Source organism: Ekhidna sp., assembly GCF_040220215.1.
GTDB lineage: Bacteria > Bacteroidota > Bacteroidia > Cytophagales > Cyclobacteriaceae > Ekhidna.
Genome location: NZ_JAVJTR010000019.1, coordinates 67,280 through 87,327 on the forward strand (window position 1 = coordinate 67,280; position 20,048 = coordinate 87,327).

The following is a 20,048-nucleotide window of genomic DNA, read 5'->3' on the forward strand; positions in this document are numbered from 1 at the left end:
TAAAATGGTTTTATTTGTTGTTGGAATTGATAACTAGTTAAAATGAAAAAAGCATGGCTCATTCTTATCCCGGTTGTGTTGGTGATTTTCTTCATGGTTCGATCAGGAGGAAACGATGGAAAATACATTCAGGAGATCCATCAATTTTGGGAATCCCGTCATGATTTCTTTAGGTCATCTCAAGCCAGTCCCTTCGTTCAAAAAGGAGTTGAATATCAGAAAGTTGAATACTACCAGCCTAACTTAGATTTCAAAGTCAATGGGAAATTAGATCGTTTCACTAAACGAGAAACATTGACACTGGGTAATAGTGACGGTACCACAGCCATTTACTTAAAATTCGCAAATGCTACTTTTAAAGTAAAAGGTAAAGAATGCTCATTGCTGATTCTAAAAGCACTCGGCTTTGGCAATCAATACTTATTGGCTTTTGGAGATGCTACCAGTGGAGATACTACATATGGAGGTGGTCGGTATCTGGATGTAGTGATTGGTAAGTCAGATCAAATTTCGCTTGACTTTAATAAAGCCTACAATCCATATTGCGCCTACTTTGCAGACTTTACCTGCCCCCTTCCCCCATCGGAAAATCTCCTGGAAGTAGCTATTGAGGCCGGCGAGAAGAATTATCCTTATTAGGATCGAAAACTAATACCTCAGCTTAGGAGATTCCTTATTTTTGCCACTTAATTCAGAGACTCAAGCAAGAATGAAGATATCATACAATTGGCTGAAGGAATACATTGATTTCTCGGAAACACCTGAAAAGTTAGGAGACATCCTAACACAGACCGGACTTGAGGTGGAAGGAATTGAAAAAGTAGAGAAGATTCCAGGAGGGCTGAAAGGAATTGTTGTTGGAGAGGTGATGTCTTGTGAATCACATCCGAATGCAGATAAGCTCAAAGTCACTAAAGTAGATATCGGAGCAAGTGAATTGTCTGATATTGTCTGTGGTGCACCTAATGTTGCGACTGGTCAGAAAGTACTTGTGGCCACTGTCAACGCTACTATTCACCCTACTAACGGAGAGCCTTTTAAAATCAAGAAGGCTAAGATCAGAGGAGAAGTGTCCGAAGGAATGATTTGTGCAGAGGATGAATTGGGATTGGGTACTAGCCATGATGGGATCATAATCCTTGATACAGATAAACCAAACGGAACCCCTGCAATAGAGCTGTTTGAAACCGGAGAAGATCACATTTTCGAAATTGGATTAACTCCAAACAGAGGAGATGCTACCTCCCACATGGGATCGGCAAGAGATTTAAAGGCGTATTTCCGAAAGGAACTAAAGATTCCAAAACCAAAAAGTTTTGACATAAAGGAAGATCAGCCGATTTCTGTACAAGTAGAAAATCACGACAGATGTCCTAGATTCTCCGGCATCACCATCAGAGGATTGAAGGTGCAAAGCTCACCAGACTGGTTGCAATGGAAACTTCGATCCATCGGGTTAGAACCTATTAATAATGTAGTAGATGTAACAAACTATGTACTGCACTCCCTTGGACAGCCGATGCATGCATACGATGCTTCGCATGTAAAGGGGGATAAGATAATTGTCAAAACACTCAAGGAGAAAACTCCTTTCACCACTTTGGAAGGAAAGGAAAGAAAGCTAAGCAAAGAAGACCTGATGGTCTGCAATGGTGAGGAAGAAGGGATGTGCATAGCAGGTGTTCTCGGAGGGCTGAAATCAGGTGTGACTGAAGAAACAACGGCGATCTTCCTTGAGAGTGCTTATTGGAACGCAGATGGTATTAGATCTACAGCTCAGAGACATACGATTTCAACGGATGCTTCATTTCGATATGAAAGAGGCGCAGACCCTGAAATGACCGTTGCTGCAGTAAAGCTGGGGACTTCTTTAATTCTTGAGCTTGCTGGGGGCTATGCTGCTTCTGAGATTGTGGACATTTACCCTGAGCCAATCAAAGAAAAAGAAATTGAGATAACGTTTCAACATTTTCATTGGTTGATAGGTAAAACCTTAGATCACAAACTGATTATTGAAATCCTCAATTGGCTGGATATCAAAACAGAGAATGTAACCGAGACCGGATTCAAAGCTATTGTTCCGGCTTATAGAAGTGATGTGACCCGGCCGGCTGATTTAGTGGAAGAAGTTCTTCGGATTTATGGCTTCAATGAGGTAGAGCTTGACGAAGATTTTTCGGCAGATTATTTGGCGGAGTTTAATGTCCATGAGCCTTACAGAGTTCAGGAAGATTTATCAAAATTTCTTGCTGGTTGGGGATATTCAGAAATATTGACCAACTCGCTGACCAATCCTAAATATCATGAGAAATTTCCTCTGGGAGGAGAACCTGTGGAAATGCTCAATCCTTCAAGTGAAGAATTGACAATTATGAAAACTTCACCAGTCTATACTGCTTTGGAGTCAGTTGTATACAATATCAATAGAAGGAACCCGAACCTCAAATTCTTTGAGTTTGGTCGTTCCTACAAAAAAGAAAACAAAGAATATAAAGAGACGGAATGGCTTTCTTTTTACTTAACAGGAAATACAAAAGAAGCCAACTGGTTGGATGAACCTCGCAAAAACTCATTCCATGATTTGAGCACGACTGTGATGGGAATGCTGAAATATGCAGGCATAAGAAAAACTGAGATTATACCTTCAGAAAAAGGCTCACTCTACGAATACGGAGTGGTCATCAAGAAAGAGGGAAAGATGCTCGGGATACTTGGCAAGCTCAAAAAAGAACTTCTTTCCATCTATGGAATCAAGCAGGAAGTCTTTCATTCTCAACTGGACTGGGAAACTATCGTCAGCTTGTATAAATCTGATATCACCTATGAGCCAATACCGAAATTCCCGGAGGTGAAGAGAGACCTTTCACTGGTATTGGACAAGCGTGTATCTTACGCTGACATCCAGCAACTTGCCTTCAGGCAGGAAAAGAAATTATTGAACAGAATGAACCTTTTCAGTATCTACGAGGGGGATAAAATAGAAAAAGGAAAAAAAGCTTACGCAATTAGTTTTTTTCTTCAAGATAAATTCAAAACTTTAACAGATAAACAAATAGATAAAAGTATGAATGCGCTCATGAGTTTATATGAAAAAGAGCTTGGGGCAGTCATACGAAAATAAGATGCCTAGCGAAAAATTATATCGTGAATTTCAAAATCTGGAGCGGCAGATTCAGTTGGTGCTTAGTGAAAACAAGCGCCTGAAAGATGAATTAAGCAGCACCAGGGATGAGAACGGCATGCTGAAAGAGAAAATGAAAAGTCAGGAGGCTAATCTGAGTACCTTTCACAACCAAATGAAAATAAATAAACTAGTAAATAGCAAGGTAGTCAGTGAGGGGGATTCAGCTCAGCTGAAAGAGACGATTGATGGCTACATCAAGGAGATAGATAAATGTATTGCCCATTTGGCAGAATAAATAAATGAAAACCGAATGGCCGAACTATCCATAAAAATCAGAATTGGGAACAGGGAGTATCCCATGAGAGTGAAAGCGGAGGATGAAGAAAGGATTAGAAGAGCAGGAAAACTTTTAAACGAGAAAATAAAAAATTACCAAAACCAGTTTGGTATTGATGATACGCAAGATCTGGTGGCCATGGTAGCTTTTGATTGTCTGGTCGAAAAACTAAAACGAGAGGAAGTCTCGGAAGCTTCTGATGATTTTGCGCTCGGAGAAATTTCAAAATTAAACCAGCTCATAAGTAACTCAATCTGATATAGTGCCCTTGATTTAGACACCTGACTGTCCTGTTATTTGAACCATTCAAATACATACACATGGACACCACAATTATAATTGTAATAGCTGCCGTTGTTGGGGTAGTTATTGGTCTGCTCATAGGCAGATTCATGCAAGGAAAAAATGCAAGCAAGAAAGTAAAAGAAGCTGAAGAGCAAAGCAAGCTGATCCTTAAAGAAGCAGAAGTTACTGCTGAAGGAATCAAAAAAGATAAAATTCATGAAGCGAAAGAGAATCTCTTTAAGATGCGCAGTGAGTTTGAAGAAGAGACTGCCCGCAAGAAAAACATCATCCTTACCAACGAGCAAAAGCTCAAGCAAAAAGAATCGAATCTTAACAAACAGTTTGAGCAAGTCAAGCGTAAGGAAGATGAGCTGGACCAACTAAAAGAAACCCTTGCCAATCAAATGGAGATTGCACGCCAGCGAAAGGATGAGTTTGAGAAAATGCAAAAACAGCAAGTGGCCATCCTGGAAAAGGCTGCCAATCTTCCTGCTGAAGAAGCTAAAGCTCAACTGATGGAAGCACTGAAAGATGAGGCCAGAACCAGTGCCTCAGCCCACATCAAGGAGATTGTAGAGGAAGCTAAAATGACCGCAACTAAAGACGCGAAGAAAATAGTCGTTGAAGCTATCCAACGTACCGCCACCGAGCATGCCATTGAAAATACAGTCTCTGTTTTTAATATTGAAAGTGATGACATCAAAGGAAAGATTATTGGACGAGAAGGAAGAAACATTCGCGCCATTGAAGCTGCAACCGGAGTGGAAATCATTGTGGACGATACTCCCGAAGCAATTATCATTTCAGGGTTTGATCCTGTGAGAAGAGAAATCGCCAGGCTTTCATTGCACAGACTTGTACAGGATGGTCGAATCCACCCGGCACGTATCGAAGAGATCGTAAACAAGACTGCAAAAAATATCGATGAGGAAATTGTTGAAATAGGTGAACGAACAGTAATCGACTTGGGAATCCACGGCGTTCACCCTGAACTGATCAAGATGGTGGGGCGTATGAGATTCCGTTCTTCATACGGTCAAAACTTGTTGCAACACTCCAGAGAGGTAGCCAACCTATGTGCAACCCTAGCTTCTGAGCTTGGGCTAAATCCAAAACTGGCAAAACGCGCAGGACTACTCCATGATATTGGTAAAGTATGGCCGGACGAGCCGGAAAAACCTCATGCAATTATCGGGATGGAGCTAGCACAGAAATACAAGGAAAATGCAGAAGTGTGTAACGCCATTGGCGCACACCATGATGAAATAGAAATGACATCTATGATCTCCCCTATCGTGCAGGCATGTGATGCCATCTCCGGATCCAGACCTGGCGCAAGACGTGAAATCATGGAGCAGTATCTGAAACGATTGAAAGACCTGGAAGGAATAGCTTTGAATTTTGAGGGAGTGAATAAGTGCTATGCGATTCAAGCAGGCAGGGAGCTGAGAGTACTTGTGGATGCGGAAAACGTAGATGACAAGGCAGCTAGCGATCTTTCATTCAATATTTCTCAGAAAATAGAAAAAGACATGCAGTATCCCGGACAAATCAAAGTGACGGTAATCAGGGAAACCAGGGCTGTTGCTTTTGCTAAATAGTAGTTTTAATTGAGTAATTATTTCTCAGTTTAGCGGGTTTTGATTACTTTAATAAAAAAAACAACCTATGAAAAAATTACTATTTACTATCTGCCTTACAATAGGCTTTGTTTCTTATTCATTTGCGAATTCCTACCAAGTAAACGATAACGCAGTAGAGGATTTACTGGAAAATTCTGAACAAATAAACCCTTTTGAAAATGGAGCTGAAATGGCACAGCTAATGTCCGTTCAAGCTGCTGATCCCAATGTTTGGGTTGCTTGTGTAATCGATTTCTTCTTAGGAGGTATTGCAATTCACAGATTGTATCTTGGAGGTACTTGGATTCTTATACTTGGATATTTCTTCACTTTTGGAGGCATATTTGGAATAATTCCTTTCGGTGATCTAATCGCATTGATTATCAATAGCGATGATATCAGCAAGTACGTGGGAAGCAATGCTTTTATTATGTGGTAAGAAAAATCAAATAAATGTTAGAAGAGGTCTCATTTTAGAATGAGACCTCTTTTTTTGCTTTACGTAATATGGCTAGGCTCAATTCCTCAACTTCCCTTTGGTTTCTTTGAAGCACTAATTCTTTTGCATATTCTGCTCCTCCAAAATAGAACCCTTGAAATAGTGCTATAGATGGAATTGACTCGGTGAATATGTACCCTCTCTGTATTCCGTTCAATCCAAAATAAAAAAGTGGTGCCTGAATACTTAAACTGAGCACGCCCTTTAAGGGATGTCCTGCATAAATCTGTCCAGAACCCGGAATGATGAAGGATAAAACAAAGGCCTTTTCAGTGCTTTTAAATTTGATTTTCCTAAATGTTTCATTAACAGGTTCAGCATCAGCAATCAAAGCGAAGAAACTCCTCTCAGCAGCATCTAATTCTTGAAGTGCAACATAGTTGAGTGTTTCAAAAAGAATTATCTCCTTTGTCTTTTGATACCCATCCAAAAATGTTGTTTCAAGGATCAAATTTTTCGCTTGAACATGATTCTTTATAAAGTAGTTATTCTTGATTTTTTCATTCAAAACCTGAGCTGAAAGATTCGAGCCTGATAGGTTACTAATCCTATTTAAAGTTTTTAATGCTTCTTCAAAGCGCTCAGCTTCCTTATAAATTTTTGCCTTGATAAAAAGTAAACTATCTACAATCTCAATATGAGTCTCAGAAAATATTTTCTGTTCAATCTCTACTAAAGCGGATAAAGCTTGATCGTCTGGGAAGTCCTGGGCTTTAGTCAAAAATGGTTCGCAGAGGAACGTGCATATTAAGAAGAATAGCTTCGTCATAAGTGTCATTGATTTCGCTTTTATAAATTTTCACAGAGACCACTGATCCCCAAATATTGGCAACATAAAGAGCCGTAAATATTCCACTATATATTTTAAACCTTGTACTATTACTGCCATCCTTTAGGTATGCCTCTCGCACCTGCAAACCAACTATAGTAGATAAAAGAAGTGTCAGATAACCCTCTCCTGTTTTTCCAATATAAAATTTACCAAGCCCTGGCAAAATACCAGATAGTAATCCAGCTACAGCAGGTGACTTTCTTTTCAATTTTAAAAGTCCTTCGTAATTGCGCCTAAGTCCTTCTTCAGCATTTGCTAATTGATAATATTTTCCTGTGAATCCTTGTGAGTAATTTTCGAATCCTGTAAAATTCCTTTCCAAAAGCGCTACAGATGCCAACTCAAGATATTTTAACTCTCGCAAAAACGAACTGGTATCTATATTTAACGTGACTAAATTATTTGCCATTTTATAATCTCGTGAATAAGCATGTTGAAATGCCGTCAAAAATCGAGCTCTGATAAATATGGTTTGTGATGATGCTCGTACTCTTTCGAATGCATCGATGGATTGATCAATTCGTTTCAAGGAATAGTTAAAGTATCCTTTAAAATAATGTAGTGAATCGAGCGTGGAGCCTGTTGAGTTAGGGATGTTTTGATCAATAAAATATATTCCTTCATCATAAGCTTCGATTTCCTGCAAATGTTGGATAAAGTTGAAAGTTTGATGAAAGTTATCCTGACCATATATTAAGCCAGAGCTGTACATCATAAAAATGATGCTAATTATCCTTATTAGCGTAATCTTCAGCATGATCAGTGATAAAGCCTTCTTTAGTGAGTCTGACAGGTAATACTTGACTTCTTGTGAGTGATGAACATCTTAATCTTCTATCCACACTTAGAAAAAAACCCTTAACAAATCCGAATTGATTAAAGGATTTTTTCATAAAAACACCACATTTTTCATCATAGATGCATGTATCAAAAAATTGATTTACAGTAATATGGGTAGCTCTTAAATCACTAGGATGTGCAACCGAAATGGTTCGCTCAATAAGCTCAAAATCTGAAAATTGTTGGGCGCTTAAACTAATGAACCCACAAAAAAAAGTGACGATAAAAAAATACCTCATTTTACAAGTTTGGCATCTTTTGGAATTTCAAAATTTAACATTTCAAAATCTGACTCATCATCAAACCTGAATGAATTAAAAGTAGTCTTAGAGACAATTGAATCACCTTCTACATAATCAATTTCCGTAATCGTAGTGGGGAAATCAATACCATAACCAATGTGCTCGTAATCATAATAGAATACCTTTTTTAGATAGTTGCCTTTTCGATCTCGATACCCCATAAATATTGGCTTTCTAGCTTTTCGAACCAATTCAATATCGTTAAATCCATCAACTTTCTTGGGTGGGGTCCAATAATTAATAAGTAGATCATTCTCCACCTTAATATCGCTTAATTCAAATCCAACTCTTTTCAGCCCCATATCAGCATATTGATTCTTGAGAAAATAGTAAAACGTTGTGCTTTGTGAACCTGATTGGTAATTTGTTGATTCAAAAACTTGATTAGCAACCGGGTTGTAGATTTTTAATTCACCTTCTTCATTGTTGATAATGTATACTTCGGCCGGAGTTAAAAAATGAGACACCATATTCCCATTAGAGGAAAAGTAGATATCTGCTGTCATTTTTATGGTTTTTCCATCTTTATTTGTCCGCTTTTCCATTTCAAACTTGGCAAGCTTGAATGGGCCCTGACTAATAGGGATGAAACTTAACAGTAGAATCGAAATAATCACTTTTATCATGGGGCAATTTTAATCAGTAATTGATAATGATTTACTTTTGTCATTATGTTTATAATAGCGGATAAAAAAAGAAAATCTACTAAGAAGTCTAAACGACTCCTTTAGTCCGGCTATTGATTGAATTTTAAATACATTAGAATATTATCAAAACCGGAGTTAGCGCTTCGGTTTTTTTGTTTAACAGATTTATAAAATAAAATGGAAAATGCAAGCTTGATTCAAGCAGCCAGCACTTACGGCTCCCCTCTTTACATCTATGATGCCAATCAAATGAAGGAAAACTATAAACAGTTCATAGAAGCATTTAAGGTTAGTAAACTGAAAGTACACTATGCCTGCAAGGCATTGAATAATCAAGCGGTACTAAAATTATTTAAATCATTGGGAGCAGGATTGGACTGTGTCTCTATTGAAGAAGTTCATCTGGGACTACATGCCGGATATCCTGCTGATGATATTTTATTCACTCCTAATAATATCTCAACAGAAGAATATGAAGCGGCTATAGATCTTGGTGTGAAAATCAATGTAGACAACCTTTATACGTTGGAGTATTTCGGGATGAACCATCCCAACGTGCCGATCTATATTCGTATCAATCCACACCTGATGGCGGGGGGAAATCAGAATATTTCAGTTGGCCACATTGATTCAAAATTCGGAATCTCCATCCACCAGATACCTAATGTTGAGCGAATTGTAAATAAACTAGGGATCAATGTTATGGGGATTCATGTCCATACCGGATCGGATATCCTGGATGCCGATATTTTTATAAAAGCTGCTGAATTGGTATTTAGCGTAGTTGAAAAATTTGACTCGGTCACGCATATAGATTTTGGAAGTGGATTTAAGGTGGCTTATAAGCCCGACGATCTTCATACAGATATTTCCTCTTTTGGTAAAAAATTCAGCAAATCCTTTAACGAGTTTTGCGAAAAGCAAGGGAAGGAATATACCCTGGAGTTTGAGCCGGGTAAGTACTTGGTGAGTAATGCCGGGTATTTTGTTGCAAAAGCAAACCTGATCAAACAAACGACATCCTGCACATTTGTGGGGCTGGATACCGGGTTCAATCACCTGATTAGACCCATGTTCTATCATGCATATCACCACATCGAAAACCTATCAAATCCTGACGGTGAAAAGAAAGTTTACAATGTCGTTGGTTATGTGTGCGAGACTGACTCATTTGCTTCGGATAGAATAATACCGGAGGTACGGAAAAATGATTTGCTGGTGTTTAAAAATGCCGGCGCGTATTGTTCCACCATGGCCTCTAATTATAATTCCAGACCAAGGCCTGCTGAAGTCATGTTTTATGACGGGAAAGATCATTTGATAAAAAGAAGGGAGACTATCGAGGATATGCTGGTCACTCAAGTAGATACAGAAATTAAATTTTGATCATCTGATTCCTTGAACTAAAAAAGCTGCAGCTTTTGTCCATAACGTATGGTTCATTTCGTCAGAAGATGGAATACTCCTATTGGGATACGCAATTTCAAATGAATTGAAATACTACAAACTATGGCTTACAATGAATACCTGGCTGATAAACTAAGACAATCACTAAAAGAGCGCAGGGTCTCATTTGTTGAAAAGAACATGATGGGTGGCCTTTGCATCATGGTAGATGACAAAATGTGTATCGGAGTAATCAAGGATGATTTGATGGCACGAATTGGGCCGCATGTATATGAAGAGTTTCTTGAGAAACCTGGAGCTCGTATCATGGATTTCACCAAAAAACCCATGAAAGGGTACGTTTATGTAGATGCTGAAGCATGGGAAGACAATACAATGCTAAATGAATGGGTGGATCAATGCCTGAAATTCAATAAAGAAGCAAAATCGTCAAAGAAGAAGTGACCATGCTTTCGGGTGATTTTTCAGAAATACTTTTTAACTTTTATTGACCAAACTATCATTGATCAAAACACACAACCATGAAATACACTTGCGAAATTGTTATTGACAAGCCACGAGATGAGGTCATCAAGCTCTTTGACATAAAGTATGATTTCGGAAAACGAAAAATGGAATTGATTGAGACGATCACTTTTAGAAATCTCCCGGATGAATTTCATGGAAACTATCAGACGAAGGGAGTAGTCAATATCCAAAAGAATTACTTTAAAGATGAAGGTCAAAAAACCAAATGGATTTCTGAGACCGAATTCAAGTTCTCCGGTTTCATGAAACTAATGGCTTTTTTCATGGGCAAGTCTCCATTCAAGAAACAGACAATGTCCTTTATGGAGGACTTTAAAGCATTTGCCGAAGGAAATCCTAAGTATTGAAAAGGGTAATTACTAAATACTACTAAAATATATGTAATTAGTAGGTTTTTTGTGATTATCTACTAATCGGAATATGTTTAGTAATTAGTTGGCCAATGGAAAGAAAAACTCCAGCATGTCATCTGTTGTGGCTCTCCACAGCCCCCAGCTGTGTCCTTCGGGGAGCTCCTTCCATTCGACATCATAGCCTGTCTCAATAAGGTAATCCTTCACCTTTCGCATATTTGGAGGAAGTGAGCTTCCTTCATAAGAACCCCAAATGGTGGCTACTTTGATCGCTTTCTGCTCCCCATCCATGACAATGCCATTGGTGTGAAAGTCATTCGGCTGAAAAGCTCCGGAGTGGATGCCACAATTGCCGAAGATGTCAGGGTTTTGAAAAGCAATGATTGCCGAGATGTTTCCGCCATAGGAATCTCCGATTACTGCTCTTGATGCTGATCTTGCCAAGGTGCTGTAGTTGCTGTCAATGTATGGTACCAGCTCATTCGTGAAAAAATCCGTGTACTTGAATCTATCATCGAATGCATATTCAATATTTCTATCATTAGGAACGACGAAAACACCAATTGTCGGAACAATCCTCTTATCTGCAATTAGGTTGTCCAGTACATTCTTTGAGCTTGCCAAATTGAGGTAATCCGAGCCATCCTGAAAGTAGGCCACTGGATAATCATTGGCTTCATCGTAAGATGCTGGTAGGTAAACATGTACATCATAAGTTTTCCCAGTAGCTGTACTGGAAATTCGAATCTTCGAAACAGACCCTTTATCAATATTTTCCCTTGATTCTATTTCCTCCGGTTGCACATAGCCCGGCATGGCCAACTCGGAATTTAGTCCAAACCCTCCACCAATTTTATTTGGGTTATTCGGGTCTAGAATCCAATTCGATCCATTTAGAACGAGTTTATAGTCCAGACGTGCATTTGCCTCAAAAATCTCTTTACGATACCAAAGGTTCGTATCTCGTAATCGAGTGAAGTTTTTTCCTGTTGGATTCCATCCCGTAAAATCTCCCGCTACCTGAACAATTGATGCATTCCCCATGTAGAAGAAATAAACATTGGTATCTTCTTCGATGTAAGGTGCATCCAGTGAGTCTAAAAAATCTTCTGCCAATGCATATTGATCTGTAGAGTCGGAAAGATTAACTGATTCAATCAGCCCAGCAAAACTCGTTACATTGGTTTCGTCTTTTTGTGAAATAGGACGATCATGTTTGCATTGAAATGCAAGCAGGATCGTCAAATAAATCAAAATTTTACTCAGGTGTCTTCTCATTCGGCCATTCCAGTTTGAAATCTTTCCAGTAATCTCCAACTGTTTGCTTCATCTCACGATGCATGATTAGAATGCCTATCAAGTTAGGAATAGTCATTAATGCAATGGTAATGTTCGCCAACGTCCAAATGATCGTTGTATCGGCAAACGAAGCAACAAAGAACCCTGCCACATAGATGATTTTGTAAACTATGATATACTTGGTTCCAAACAAGTAAGTAGTGGCCCTTCCACCATAGTAAGACCAGCTTATTGCTGTACTGAAAGCAAAAAGTATTAACCCTATGGATACAATATACTTGCCGAAATCTCCAAAGTAGCCTTCGTTAAAAGCAACTGTTGTAAGCGGGGCACTATGCAAAAGTGACTTGCCAATGATTGTCACATCTGCATCTCCGGCAATACTACCATTCAGCACATTGATAGTGCCGGAATATGGTTTATCCCCTCTATTGATTTTTACATCCTCCGCAAAAGATTCGGCCGCAATTATTGTTACCCCATTTTGTACGATCCCTTCCTCGACATTCAGATTGCCTGAAAATAAAGGAACGGACTCCTCTTGAATCATATGATTTCTAACCGTTCGCTTGTCGTCCTCATCAGCTTCATCATAGACATCCGCAAGAACAATTATATCCGAGTACTGAATTTCATTTTCATATTTTTTAGCCCAGGCTCCAGACGATAGAAGTACCAAGCCTGTGATCGTACAAATGATGATAGTATCAATGAACGGTTCCAGAATAGCAACCATTCCCTCTGATACAGGCTCGTGTGCCCTGGCTGCTGAGTGAGCTATCGGTGCTGACCCCTGACCAGCTTCATTGGAGAATAGACCTCTATTTACACCTCTATTGAATGCGAATGCAAGGTTAGCTCCAAGAAAACCACCCATTGCTGCACTACCTGTGAATACGTCACCAAATATTGCGAGGATTGAAGGGAAAATATTTCCGGCATTATAAAAAATAACAGATAGTGCTCCAACGATATAAATTACCGCCATAAACGGAACAATTTTTTCAGTCACCTTCACGATTCGCTTAATTCCACCAAGAATTACAGCTGCTAACAGTACAGCTAATACTGCTCCTGTGATCCACTGCTCCACACCGAAAGTTGTAAACACTGAATTTGCAATATTATTGATTTGAGGTAGGTTACCCGTTCCAAACGAAGACATGATCGTAGCAATGGCGAACAAGCCTCCCATGAAATAACCCGTCTTTATCACCTTACCTGACTTGGTAGTGATATTCAATCGTTTTTTCATGTAATACATAGGACCCCCTGAGATTCCATCTCCAACTTTTTCCCTGTATTTATGTGAAAGTGTTACCTCAACGAATTTTGTGGTCATACCTAACATGGCAGTAACCAACATCCAGAAAAGTGCTGCTGGACCTCCTAAGTGAACCGCCAGAGCAACCCCACCAATATTACCTGTCCCCACGGTCCCGGATAGCGCTGTGGCCAAGGCTTGGAAGTGAGAAGCATCACCTTCATCATCGGCCTTATCAAACTTGCCTTTAACCACTCGAAGAGCAAATCTGAAATACCTTATCTGAGGGAACTTCAGATAAATGGTAAAAAACAGACCAGTTCCGAGTAGCAGATATACAAACCAGGAAGACCCTCCAATGGCCCCATCTATTTGATTTAAAATTTCATTTAATTCTCGCATGAATTAGGTTTTTCGATTTTCGCAATTCGACAAAAATAGCTTTTTTAATGAATCGCCAGCCATTCGGAACAATTCATTCACTCATGTGTTACATGGATGGTATCTCTAAGTCTGGATATATTCATTTTTCGTATCTTTCTTAGAACGAATTGGAAATTTAAAACTTAGCAAAATTCATGGAAGAAGTATCATCAGAAGCATCCAAATACACTCAAATGGCAATCGATCTGGCCATGTCGTGGGGACCAAAAGTTGTTGCGGCCATTGTGACCTTAATAGTTGGTCTCTGGATCATTGGGATGGTCACCCGAGGTGTTGGTAAAACCATGCAAAAACGTGATGTAGATCCTTCATTAAGGCCATTTCTGAAATCATTGATTTCAGCAGTGTTAAAGGTCATGCTTTTCATCTCTGTTATTGGGATGGTGGGCATTGAAGCCACAAGCTTTGTAGCTGTACTTGGTGCCGCAGGTTTAGCCATAGGTCTGGCTTTGCAAGGTACACTTCAGAACTTTGCAGGAGGAGTAATTATACTGCTAATCAAACCTTTCAAAGTAGGTGACTGGATAGATACCCCTAGTCATTCGGGTACCGTTCATGCTATCCAGATTTTTCATACCATACTGAAAACACCGGATATGAAAACAATCATAATTCCGAATGGTCCGTTAGCCAATTCATCCCTCACGAACTATTCAACTGAATCTCGCAGAAGACTTGATTTGACGGTAGGAGTCGGTTACGGTGATAGCACTCTGAAAACCAGAGAAACTTTAATGGAGCTTATCAATGCGGATGATCGTATCCTAAAAGACCCGGAACCATTTATTGCCGTTGCTGAACTTGCGGATAGCTCAGTAAACTTCACAGTCAGGCTATGGGTAGAAGCCAACAATTACTGGCCTTTGAAATTCGACATGAATGAAAGGATTTACAACAAGTTCAATGAAGTAGGATTGAATATTCCATTCCCTCAGATGGATGTGCATGTGCACAAAGACAACTAATCAATCAGGGATAATAAAAGATCAAAAGTCCGGTTTTCGAACCGGACTTTCTTATTTTTATAGTAATGAGACAAAATATATCATCTGGAGCCCCCTGGGAAAATCAAGTCGGATATTGCAGAGCTGTAAGAATAGGAAATACGATCGAAGTGTCAGGAACTGCGCCTGTGAGGGATGGTAAAACTGTAGGCGACAATGCCTATGAACAAACCAAAGTCTGTCTGGAGATCATCCAAGAAGCGATAGAAAAAGCAGGAGGAAAAATTGAGGATGTAATTAGAACTAGGATGTTTGTGACAGATATCTCACAATGGGTTGCAATAGGGAAAGCTCATGGTGAAGTCTTTGGCGATATCAAACCCGCCACCAGTATGGTGGAGGTTAGGTCTTTGATTGAGCCGGATATGATGATTGAAATTGAAGCTACTGCAGTGATTTCTAGCTGATCAATTCAATCATTCTTTTCAAATGACCTTTATCCGGTAGTCTTCCCAAACCTGCACCCATATTGTCAATCATATGCTTTTCCTTAGAGGTTCCTGGAATAACACAAGTAACTGCCTCGTTTGACAGTAAGTACTTCAGGAAAAATTGTCCCCAGCTTTTACAGTCAAACTCACTTGCCCATTCGGGTAAGTCTTGACCTCTTAATTTTCTAAATAAGGAACCACCGGAATAAGGGCGATTGGTCAATACCGCAACCCCTTTGTCTTTTGCTCTTGGTAATAAAGACTTCTCTGCGTTTCGATCATTGATGGAATAGTTGACTTGCACAAAATCAATATTTTCAGATTCAATGATTCGTTCTAAATCATGATGAGCGCTATCAACATAATGGGTAATTCCAATGTATCGAATGAGTCCTCGCTCTTTCCAATCATATAGTGTTTTGATATGTGTTTTCCAGTCCTGAAGGTTGTGGATTTGCATCAAATCCATTGGATTGGCCTTCATTTTTCGCATCGAAGCATTCATTTGATCAATGCCGGACTGCTTGCCTGATGTCCACACTTTTGTAGCATAGAAAAGTTCCTTTTTTAGTCCCAGTTCTGTGGACAGATCACCAACAACTTTTTCAGAGGATCCGTACATTGGAGATGAGTCAATTACATTTCCACCTCCGTCTACCAATGCTTTCAGTACAGCTTTCAGCGGCTCTCGCTCCGATGAGGAATTACCAACATCGAATGTTTGCCAGGTACCAAGACCTACCACACCAATTTTTTCTCCCGTTGAAGGAATCGCTCTTTTCATGATTTGATCGTTTTGTGAGAACAACACCTTAGGCATTCCTATGGCTATACATCCTGCAGCTAGTTGCTTAAGCGCTCTTCTTCGTGATAACATCTTGTAATTCATTTTTATCTAAGTTAAATGTCATTGAATTAAAAAGCCTGCCACTTCTTAATCCTGTAAGCGCCCAGACTAATGCCAGAGGTATGGCCAGAAATGATATTGCCTGCAATGATGCCAGTGCTGAAAGTCCGGCAAAAAGCCAGCCGCTGAGTGCATCCCCTCCTCTGTATAAAGCAGTATCTATAAAATTCTTGGCGTTGAATTTTTCCTGAACAGTCACTTTGGTGAACAACACTTCACGTGATGGTCGCTGAATGGAAAAGTTTAGCGAACAGTATAAAACCTGCACAATCAATAACACAGCCACTGACTGACTAACCCCTAAGGAGAGAAATCCAAATGAGGCCACAACAGGCACCAAAATCAAACTGAAGATGATCCCAGCTTTTCTTAAAATACGCTCAGTGATGAAAAATTGAAGGAATAGCGTACTTGAATTGACCAGCAAATCCCTGAATCCAAAATAAGATGTGCGATCCTCCGAAACCGTGAATGCCTCAGATATGATGTGAGCCTGTTCAAAATAAAGAAAAGTAGAAATGCAGGTATATAACAGCACAAATAGTCCGATTTGCATTAGATATGGAGATCGAATCATCAGTTTAAGACCCTCCCAAATACTTCCTTTATTAGGTGCCACGAACTTTATTTCTCTCCTGGTACTTGCATGCTTTATCAATCGCTTTAGGAAATAAGTGGCTAACCCTAAGAGCAGGGCTGAAATTAAAAGCAAATTGGTCACACCAATTTGTCCCGCCAGAGATGAAGTAACAACAGGGCCGAAAACAGCACCCGAGCTACCTCCGGCTGCAATAGGACCATATAGTCGCTTGGCCTGATCGGAACTAAAGACGTCAGCATTGAAACTCCAGAAAATGGAAATGACAAAGAGGTTAAACACACTCAGCCATATGAAAAAGATAATAGAGACAAAGGGTGCAGCGAAAAAAGAGAACAACACATAAAAAACCAGAATATTGACACAAAAGAAAATGTAGATACCGGGGATGAGCTTTTGTCTTTGGTATCGCTTCATGAGGTAGCCAAAAACGGGGACGATTAATAGCATGGTGATGAATGTGCCGGTAAACAGCCATTGCATGTTTTCTACTCCGGCTTGTATCCCCATCTCGTCTCTAACAGGCCTGAGGATAAAATAGCTGCTCATCAAAAAGAAGAAGTAAAAAAATGAAGCTATGACAGGCTTTAGTTCTCCACTGGAAATATTAAATATTTTTTTCACCAAGTCCATTTGTTTCTGATTCACGGACTTAGTTACGCTATCCATTCTATGATGCCTTCCGTATTAATTAATCTGTTAGGTTTATTAATTAATTAGCGCTTTCATCGTAAATGGATTACAATTCACTATTGCTGATATTTTGTAGTGCAGGAGTTATGCAAAGCCTGTTCCTGTCCATTTACATCTTTTCTTCTAAGAATATTCAATCCGGTGAAAGAGTCTTACTTGGTTCGCTCCTTTTAGCAATTACCCTGCGGTTAGTAAAGTCAATTGGGTGGTACTTCTTTGATATCAATGACCATGTATTCCTGAATATCGGTTTTGCTGCGCATGGATTTATTGGTGCACTTTTGGTGATTTATTTCGCTTACAAGTCAGCTCGTTTGAGAAATATATTTAGTCGATTGCTGATATTGTTACTGGGATTGCTACTCCTGATTGCCACTCCATTTCTGACTCTTTCAAATTTTTGGTATGCTGGCGGCTATCAGACTTTGCTCTATTACACCGTTGTTACATTACTCTTTAGCGCTTACTTTCTATGGGTTATTTACAGCGAGCGAAAAATCTATTTTCCCTGGTACCGCAACCTATTTCTAGGCGTTTCGGTATTCTGCATTTCATACTTTACCAATTACATTTTTGGTTTAAATCCATACATCACAGGGCCGGTTGTTTATTCGATAGTTATATACATTATAAGCTATATCCTTTTTTCGAATCAGGAAATATTCACCCCGCTGGGGGATAAGAAAAAGTATAAAAACATTAACCTGACCCCAGATCAAATTGCTCATCATAGAAAACGTATAGAAAGTGTGATGATAGATCAGAAACCATACCTGGATAGTGATTTTAGCTTAACTACTCTCTCACAGCTTACCTCCATTCCAAAGCATTTGCTTTCAAGATTCTTTAGTGAAAACATGAATCAAAGTTTCACTGAGTACACCAACAGTTACCGTATTGAAAAAGCAAAAAAACTCTTAACAGACCCAAAATATGACAACCATAAAATAGCATATATCGCCTATGAGTGTGGATTCAATTCACTTTCATCCTTTAATACCGCCTTCAGGAAAAATGCGGATTCATCCCCCTCAGAATACAAAAAAATGATTTTGTCAAAGGCTTAAAGCTGTATCAACTCGATTCTTTCTGTTCGATTAATTAATCAGATAGGCAGGTTATTGATTTTAACAGATTATAGTGAAAAAAAAGGATGAAGAAAGTACTTATTTGGATCTGTCTTATCGCATTGACCGGGATGGTTACTGCTCAAGAAAACACAAACTCACCTTCAATTCGAGACTTGGACTTTCTAATTGGTACATGGGAAGTGAGAGAGGATAATGAAGAAAAAGAATGGTGGGAAGAAAGTATACGAAAGGGAAGCTACATATTAGATAGTACATACATTGAGTTGAGTGCTATTGCCATCTCATCGAGTGGAAAAGAGCGAACCTATCTTTGGTTGATCCATTACAATGCAAAGGACCAACAATTTGAAATGCTGTCAATGTTCAGTAATTGGTACAAAATGCAATTCGATGTGCTGAATTGGGACAAGGCTAAACGAACATTGACCATTGAAAGTGGAGGAGACCCAGGTTCCAATGAATACCATGAAAGGTTTGGCGAGATGGTTTTTAACGAGAATTACAATGGATATATCTGGAAGGGGAAAAATAAGTACGGGGATGAGGACAATCCTGGTATTTGGGAATATGTCGAAAAAGGTTCTAAAACAGAAAATCCAAAATAATCAAGTTTATCAGACCGTGTTTACCACATCATAAATAAAACTCGCTGCTAATTTGGCAGTTCGTCCATCGTCATATTTTGGGCACATCTCTGCTACATCGAAGCTTACAATTTTGTCTGATTGAAAGATTTTGTTCATAAGAGGTTTAATGTGATGAGGCAAAGCACCGTATGGGTTTGCTGCACTTACTCCCGGTGCTACTCCCGCTGAGAAAACATCCAAATCAAGCGTTATACATACTTTATCCATTTGATCAACGAAATAATTTATGCGAGCCAATAAATCAACTTCCGATTCTCCTAGTAATTCTTCCATTGAAATGAAAGATTGATTTTTTTCTCTCATGAGCTTGAACATTGGAGCAATGTTTACGGCTTCATTGATACCAATTGGTAGATAATGGAAGTTTTCATACTCATCAAAAAGCTGATGTGCCCAACTACCGGAATGTGCACCCTGAGGATATGCTCTCAGATCAAAGTGTGGATCAAAATTGATCATGCCCACCTTTTCATCTGGAAATGCATCCATCACCCCTTTACCATGTGCATAACTGATCTCATGACCTCCTCCCATAAGAATTGGGAAAGTGCCATTACCAATCATTGCAGTCGTGTATCTAGCCAGCTCCTTTTGTGCATTCTCTAATTGATTTCCGCTTACTACCACATCTCCAACATCCGTCAACTTTGTATTTTCGTCAAAGTGAATGGCCAGATTCACCAGAGCTTTTCTGATCGCGTCAGGACCATCCACAGCTCCGATTCTACCATGATTTCGTTTGACTCCAACATCAGAACAAAACCCCAGAAAACAAAAACCATCCGGAATCTGAGCATTCAAATCAGCGGTCTGAACCACCTGATGCCAAACATCTCTGACCGATCCCGGGTCTTGCCTTCCCTTCCAAATAGATTGATTTCCTGGTCTGTACAT

22 protein-coding genes are annotated in these 20,048 nt (G+C 39.4%); 13 read left to right on the forward strand and 9 right to left on the reverse strand.

Translation table 11 applies throughout. The features are described 5' to 3' along the window. The first annotated feature begins 42 nt into the window (after positions 1-42). From RIC88_RS13105 to RIC88_RS13130, 6 genes are all read left to right on the forward strand, one after another. A complete protein-coding gene (locus RIC88_RS13105) occupies positions 43-639 on the forward strand; it encodes a DUF1684 domain-containing protein (RefSeq protein WP_350217998.1) in 597 nt (198 codons plus the stop codon). A 70-nt stretch (positions 640-709) separates the two neighbouring features. After that, positions 710-3,121 carry a phenylalanine--tRNA ligase subunit beta gene (gene pheT, locus RIC88_RS13110; protein ID WP_350217999.1) on the forward strand — a complete coding sequence of 804 codons (2,412 nt, stop codon included), beginning with the start codon at positions 710-712 and terminating at the stop codon, positions 3,119-3,121. A 1-nt stretch (position 3,122) separates the two neighbouring features. Beyond that, a complete protein-coding gene (locus RIC88_RS13115) occupies positions 3,123-3,419 on the forward strand; it encodes a hypothetical protein (RefSeq protein WP_350218000.1) in 297 nt (98 codons plus the stop codon). A gap of 15 nt (positions 3,420-3,434) precedes the next feature. Continuing rightward, complete coding sequence (locus RIC88_RS13120) at positions 3,435-3,719, forward strand: cell division protein ZapA (RefSeq protein ID WP_350218001.1); 285 nt, start codon at positions 3,435-3,437, stop codon at positions 3,717-3,719. Between the two features lie 62 nt (positions 3,720-3,781). Beyond that, positions 3,782-5,347: a ribonuclease Y gene (gene rny / locus RIC88_RS13125; protein WP_350218002.1), complete on the forward strand. Its 1,566-nt coding sequence runs from the start codon at positions 3,782-3,784 to the stop codon at positions 5,345-5,347. 67 nt (positions 5,348-5,414) lie between these two features. Continuing rightward, positions 5,415-5,807: an NINE protein gene (locus RIC88_RS13130; RefSeq protein ID WP_350218003.1), complete on the forward strand. Its 393-nt coding sequence runs from the start codon at positions 5,415-5,417 to the stop codon at positions 5,805-5,807. 34 nt (positions 5,808-5,841) lie between these two features. Here the strand turns inward: RIC88_RS13130 and RIC88_RS13135 are convergent, their stop codons facing one another. The 4 genes from RIC88_RS13135 to RIC88_RS13150 form a co-directional block, all read right to left on the reverse strand. Continuing rightward, positions 5,842-6,375 (reverse strand): hypothetical protein, encoded by a 534-nt coding sequence (locus RIC88_RS13135; protein WP_350218004.1) that lies wholly within the window; start codon positions 6,373-6,375, stop codon positions 5,842-5,844. 205 nt (positions 6,376-6,580) lie between these two features. Next, positions 6,581-7,345, reverse strand: coding sequence for a TM2 domain-containing protein (locus tag RIC88_RS13140; protein WP_350218005.1), 765 nt, complete (start codon positions 7,343-7,345; stop codon positions 6,581-6,583). Between the two features lie 79 nt (positions 7,346-7,424). Beyond that, entirely contained in the window at positions 7,425-7,778 is a 354-nt protein-coding gene (gene yidD, locus RIC88_RS13145; RefSeq protein ID WP_350218006.1) for a membrane protein insertion efficiency factor YidD, read from the reverse strand. Next, the gene (locus RIC88_RS13150; protein WP_350218007.1) at positions 7,775-8,467 is read right to left on the reverse strand and encodes a LolA family protein; all 693 of its coding nucleotides are present in this window, start codon (positions 8,465-8,467) and stop codon (positions 7,775-7,777) included. The genes yidD and RIC88_RS13150 overlap by 4 nt, the downstream gene beginning before the upstream one ends. A 198-nt stretch (positions 8,468-8,665) precedes the next feature. Here RIC88_RS13150 and lysA point away from each other — a divergent pair, with 198 nt between their 5' ends. From lysA to RIC88_RS13165, 3 genes are all read left to right on the forward strand, one after another. Further along, complete coding sequence (gene lysA, locus RIC88_RS13155; protein WP_350218008.1) at positions 8,666-9,874, forward strand: diaminopimelate decarboxylase; 1,209 nt, start codon at positions 8,666-8,668, stop codon at positions 9,872-9,874. A gap of 123 nt (positions 9,875-9,997) precedes the next feature. Continuing rightward, positions 9,998-10,339, forward strand: coding sequence for a TfoX/Sxy family protein (locus RIC88_RS13160; RefSeq protein ID WP_350218009.1), 342 nt, complete (start codon positions 9,998-10,000; stop codon positions 10,337-10,339). 77 nt (positions 10,340-10,416) lie between these two features. Continuing rightward, positions 10,417-10,770: an SRPBCC family protein gene (locus tag RIC88_RS13165; protein ID WP_350218010.1), complete on the forward strand. Its 354-nt coding sequence runs from the start codon at positions 10,417-10,419 to the stop codon at positions 10,768-10,770. 84 nt (positions 10,771-10,854) lie between these two features. Here RIC88_RS13165 and RIC88_RS13170 read toward each other — a convergent pair whose 3' ends face one another. Further along, positions 10,855-12,054 carry an alpha/beta hydrolase-fold protein gene (locus RIC88_RS13170; RefSeq protein ID WP_350218011.1) on the reverse strand — a complete coding sequence of 400 codons (1,200 nt, stop codon included), beginning with the start codon at positions 12,052-12,054 and terminating at the stop codon, positions 10,855-10,857. Further along, complete coding sequence (locus RIC88_RS13175) at positions 12,035-13,741, reverse strand: alanine/glycine:cation symporter family protein (RefSeq protein ID WP_350218012.1); 1,707 nt, start codon at positions 13,739-13,741, stop codon at positions 12,035-12,037. Before RIC88_RS13175 ends, RIC88_RS13170 begins: the two co-directional genes overlap by 20 nt. 176 nt (positions 13,742-13,917) lie before the next feature. Here RIC88_RS13175 and RIC88_RS13180 point away from each other — a divergent pair, with 176 nt between their 5' ends. Together RIC88_RS13180 and RIC88_RS13185 are read left to right on the forward strand one after the other, a co-directional pair. Then, positions 13,918-14,748, forward strand: coding sequence for a mechanosensitive ion channel family protein (locus RIC88_RS13180; RefSeq protein ID WP_350218013.1), 831 nt, complete (start codon positions 13,918-13,920; stop codon positions 14,746-14,748). Positions 14,749-14,813: 65 nt separating this feature from the next. After that, on the forward strand, positions 14,814-15,194 hold the full coding sequence (locus tag RIC88_RS13185) for a RidA family protein (protein ID WP_350218014.1): 381 nt from the start codon (positions 14,814-14,816) through the stop codon (positions 15,192-15,194). Here the strand turns inward: RIC88_RS13185 and RIC88_RS13190 are convergent. Both RIC88_RS13190 and RIC88_RS13195 read right to left on the reverse strand, forming a co-directional pair. Further along, the gene (locus tag RIC88_RS13190; protein ID WP_350218015.1) at positions 15,187-16,107 is read right to left on the reverse strand and encodes an aldo/keto reductase; all 921 of its coding nucleotides are present in this window, start codon (positions 16,105-16,107) and stop codon (positions 15,187-15,189) included. The genes RIC88_RS13185 and RIC88_RS13190 overlap by 8 nt on opposite strands. Next, positions 16,070-17,347 carry an NTP/NDP exchange transporter gene (locus tag RIC88_RS13195; protein WP_350218016.1) on the reverse strand — a complete coding sequence of 426 codons (1,278 nt, stop codon included), beginning with the start codon at positions 17,345-17,347 and terminating at the stop codon, positions 16,070-16,072. Before RIC88_RS13195 ends, RIC88_RS13190 begins: the two co-directional genes overlap by 38 nt. 110 nt (positions 17,348-17,457) lie before the next feature. Between RIC88_RS13195 and RIC88_RS13200 the strand changes: the two genes are divergently transcribed. Both RIC88_RS13200 and RIC88_RS13205 read left to right on the forward strand, forming a co-directional pair. After that, entirely contained in the window at positions 17,458-18,483 is a 1,026-nt protein-coding gene (locus RIC88_RS13200) for a helix-turn-helix domain-containing protein (protein WP_350218017.1), read from the forward strand. A gap of 86 nt (positions 18,484-18,569) precedes the next feature. Then, a complete protein-coding gene (locus RIC88_RS13205; RefSeq protein WP_350218018.1) occupies positions 18,570-19,112 on the forward strand; it encodes a hypothetical protein in 543 nt (180 codons plus the stop codon). A 9-nt stretch (positions 19,113-19,121) separates the two neighbouring features. Here the strand turns inward: RIC88_RS13205 and hutG are convergent, their stop codons facing one another. Next, the gene (gene hutG / locus RIC88_RS13210) at positions 19,122-20,048 is read right to left on the reverse strand and encodes a formimidoylglutamase (RefSeq protein WP_350218019.1); all 927 of its coding nucleotides are present in this window, start codon (positions 20,046-20,048) and stop codon (positions 19,122-19,124) included.

Excerpts from the sequence above, each read along its gene's own strand:
- RIC88_RS13160 (WP_350218009.1), top strand. The coding sequence starts at position 9,998 with ATGGCTTACAATGAATACCTGGCTGATAAACTAAGACAATCACTAAAA.
- RIC88_RS13165 (WP_350218010.1), top strand. The coding sequence starts at position 10,417 with ATGAAATACACTTGCGAAATTGTTATTGACAAGCCACGAGATGAGGTC.
- pheT (WP_350217999.1), top strand. The coding sequence starts at position 710 with ATGAAGATATCATACAATTGGCTGAAGGAATACATTGATTTCTCGGAA.
- RIC88_RS13185 (WP_350218014.1), top strand. The coding sequence starts at position 14,814 with ATGAGACAAAATATATCATCTGGAGCCCCCTGGGAAAATCAAGTCGGA.
- RIC88_RS13180 (WP_350218013.1), top strand. The coding sequence starts at position 13,918 with ATGGAAGAAGTATCATCAGAAGCATCCAAATACACTCAAATGGCAATC.
- rny (WP_350218002.1), top strand. The coding sequence starts at position 3,782 with ATGGACACCACAATTATAATTGTAATAGCTGCCGTTGTTGGGGTAGTT.
- RIC88_RS13105 (WP_350217998.1), top strand. The coding sequence starts at position 43 with ATGAAAAAAGCATGGCTCATTCTTATCCCGGTTGTGTTGGTGATTTTC.
- RIC88_RS13190 (WP_350218015.1), bottom strand. The coding sequence starts at position 16,107 with ATGAATTACAAGATGTTATCACGAAGAAGAGCGCTTAAGCAACTAGCT.
- RIC88_RS13175 (WP_350218012.1), bottom strand. The coding sequence starts at position 13,741 with ATGCGAGAATTAAATGAAATTTTAAATCAAATAGATGGGGCCATTGGA.
- RIC88_RS13130 (WP_350218003.1), top strand. The coding sequence starts at position 5,415 with ATGAAAAAATTACTATTTACTATCTGCCTTACAATAGGCTTTGTTTCT.
- RIC88_RS13120 (WP_350218001.1), top strand. The coding sequence starts at position 3,435 with ATGGCCGAACTATCCATAAAAATCAGAATTGGGAACAGGGAGTATCCC.
- RIC88_RS13205 (WP_350218018.1), top strand. The coding sequence starts at position 18,570 with ATGAAGAAAGTACTTATTTGGATCTGTCTTATCGCATTGACCGGGATG.
- RIC88_RS13115 (WP_350218000.1), top strand. The coding sequence starts at position 3,123 with ATGCCTAGCGAAAAATTATATCGTGAATTTCAAAATCTGGAGCGGCAG.
- RIC88_RS13200 (WP_350218017.1), top strand. The coding sequence starts at position 17,458 with ATGGATTACAATTCACTATTGCTGATATTTTGTAGTGCAGGAGTTATG.
- RIC88_RS13150 (WP_350218007.1), bottom strand. The coding sequence starts at position 8,467 with ATGATAAAAGTGATTATTTCGATTCTACTGTTAAGTTTCATCCCTATT.
- yidD (WP_350218006.1), bottom strand. The coding sequence starts at position 7,778 with ATGAGGTATTTTTTTATCGTCACTTTTTTTTGTGGGTTCATTAGTTTA.
- hutG (WP_350218019.1), bottom strand. The coding sequence starts at position 20,048 with ATGTACAGACCAGGAAATCAATCTATTTGGAAGGGAAGGCAAGACCCG.
- lysA (WP_350218008.1), top strand. The coding sequence starts at position 8,666 with ATGGAAAATGCAAGCTTGATTCAAGCAGCCAGCACTTACGGCTCCCCT.
- RIC88_RS13170 (WP_350218011.1), bottom strand. The coding sequence starts at position 12,054 with ATGAGAAGACACCTGAGTAAAATTTTGATTTATTTGACGATCCTGCTT.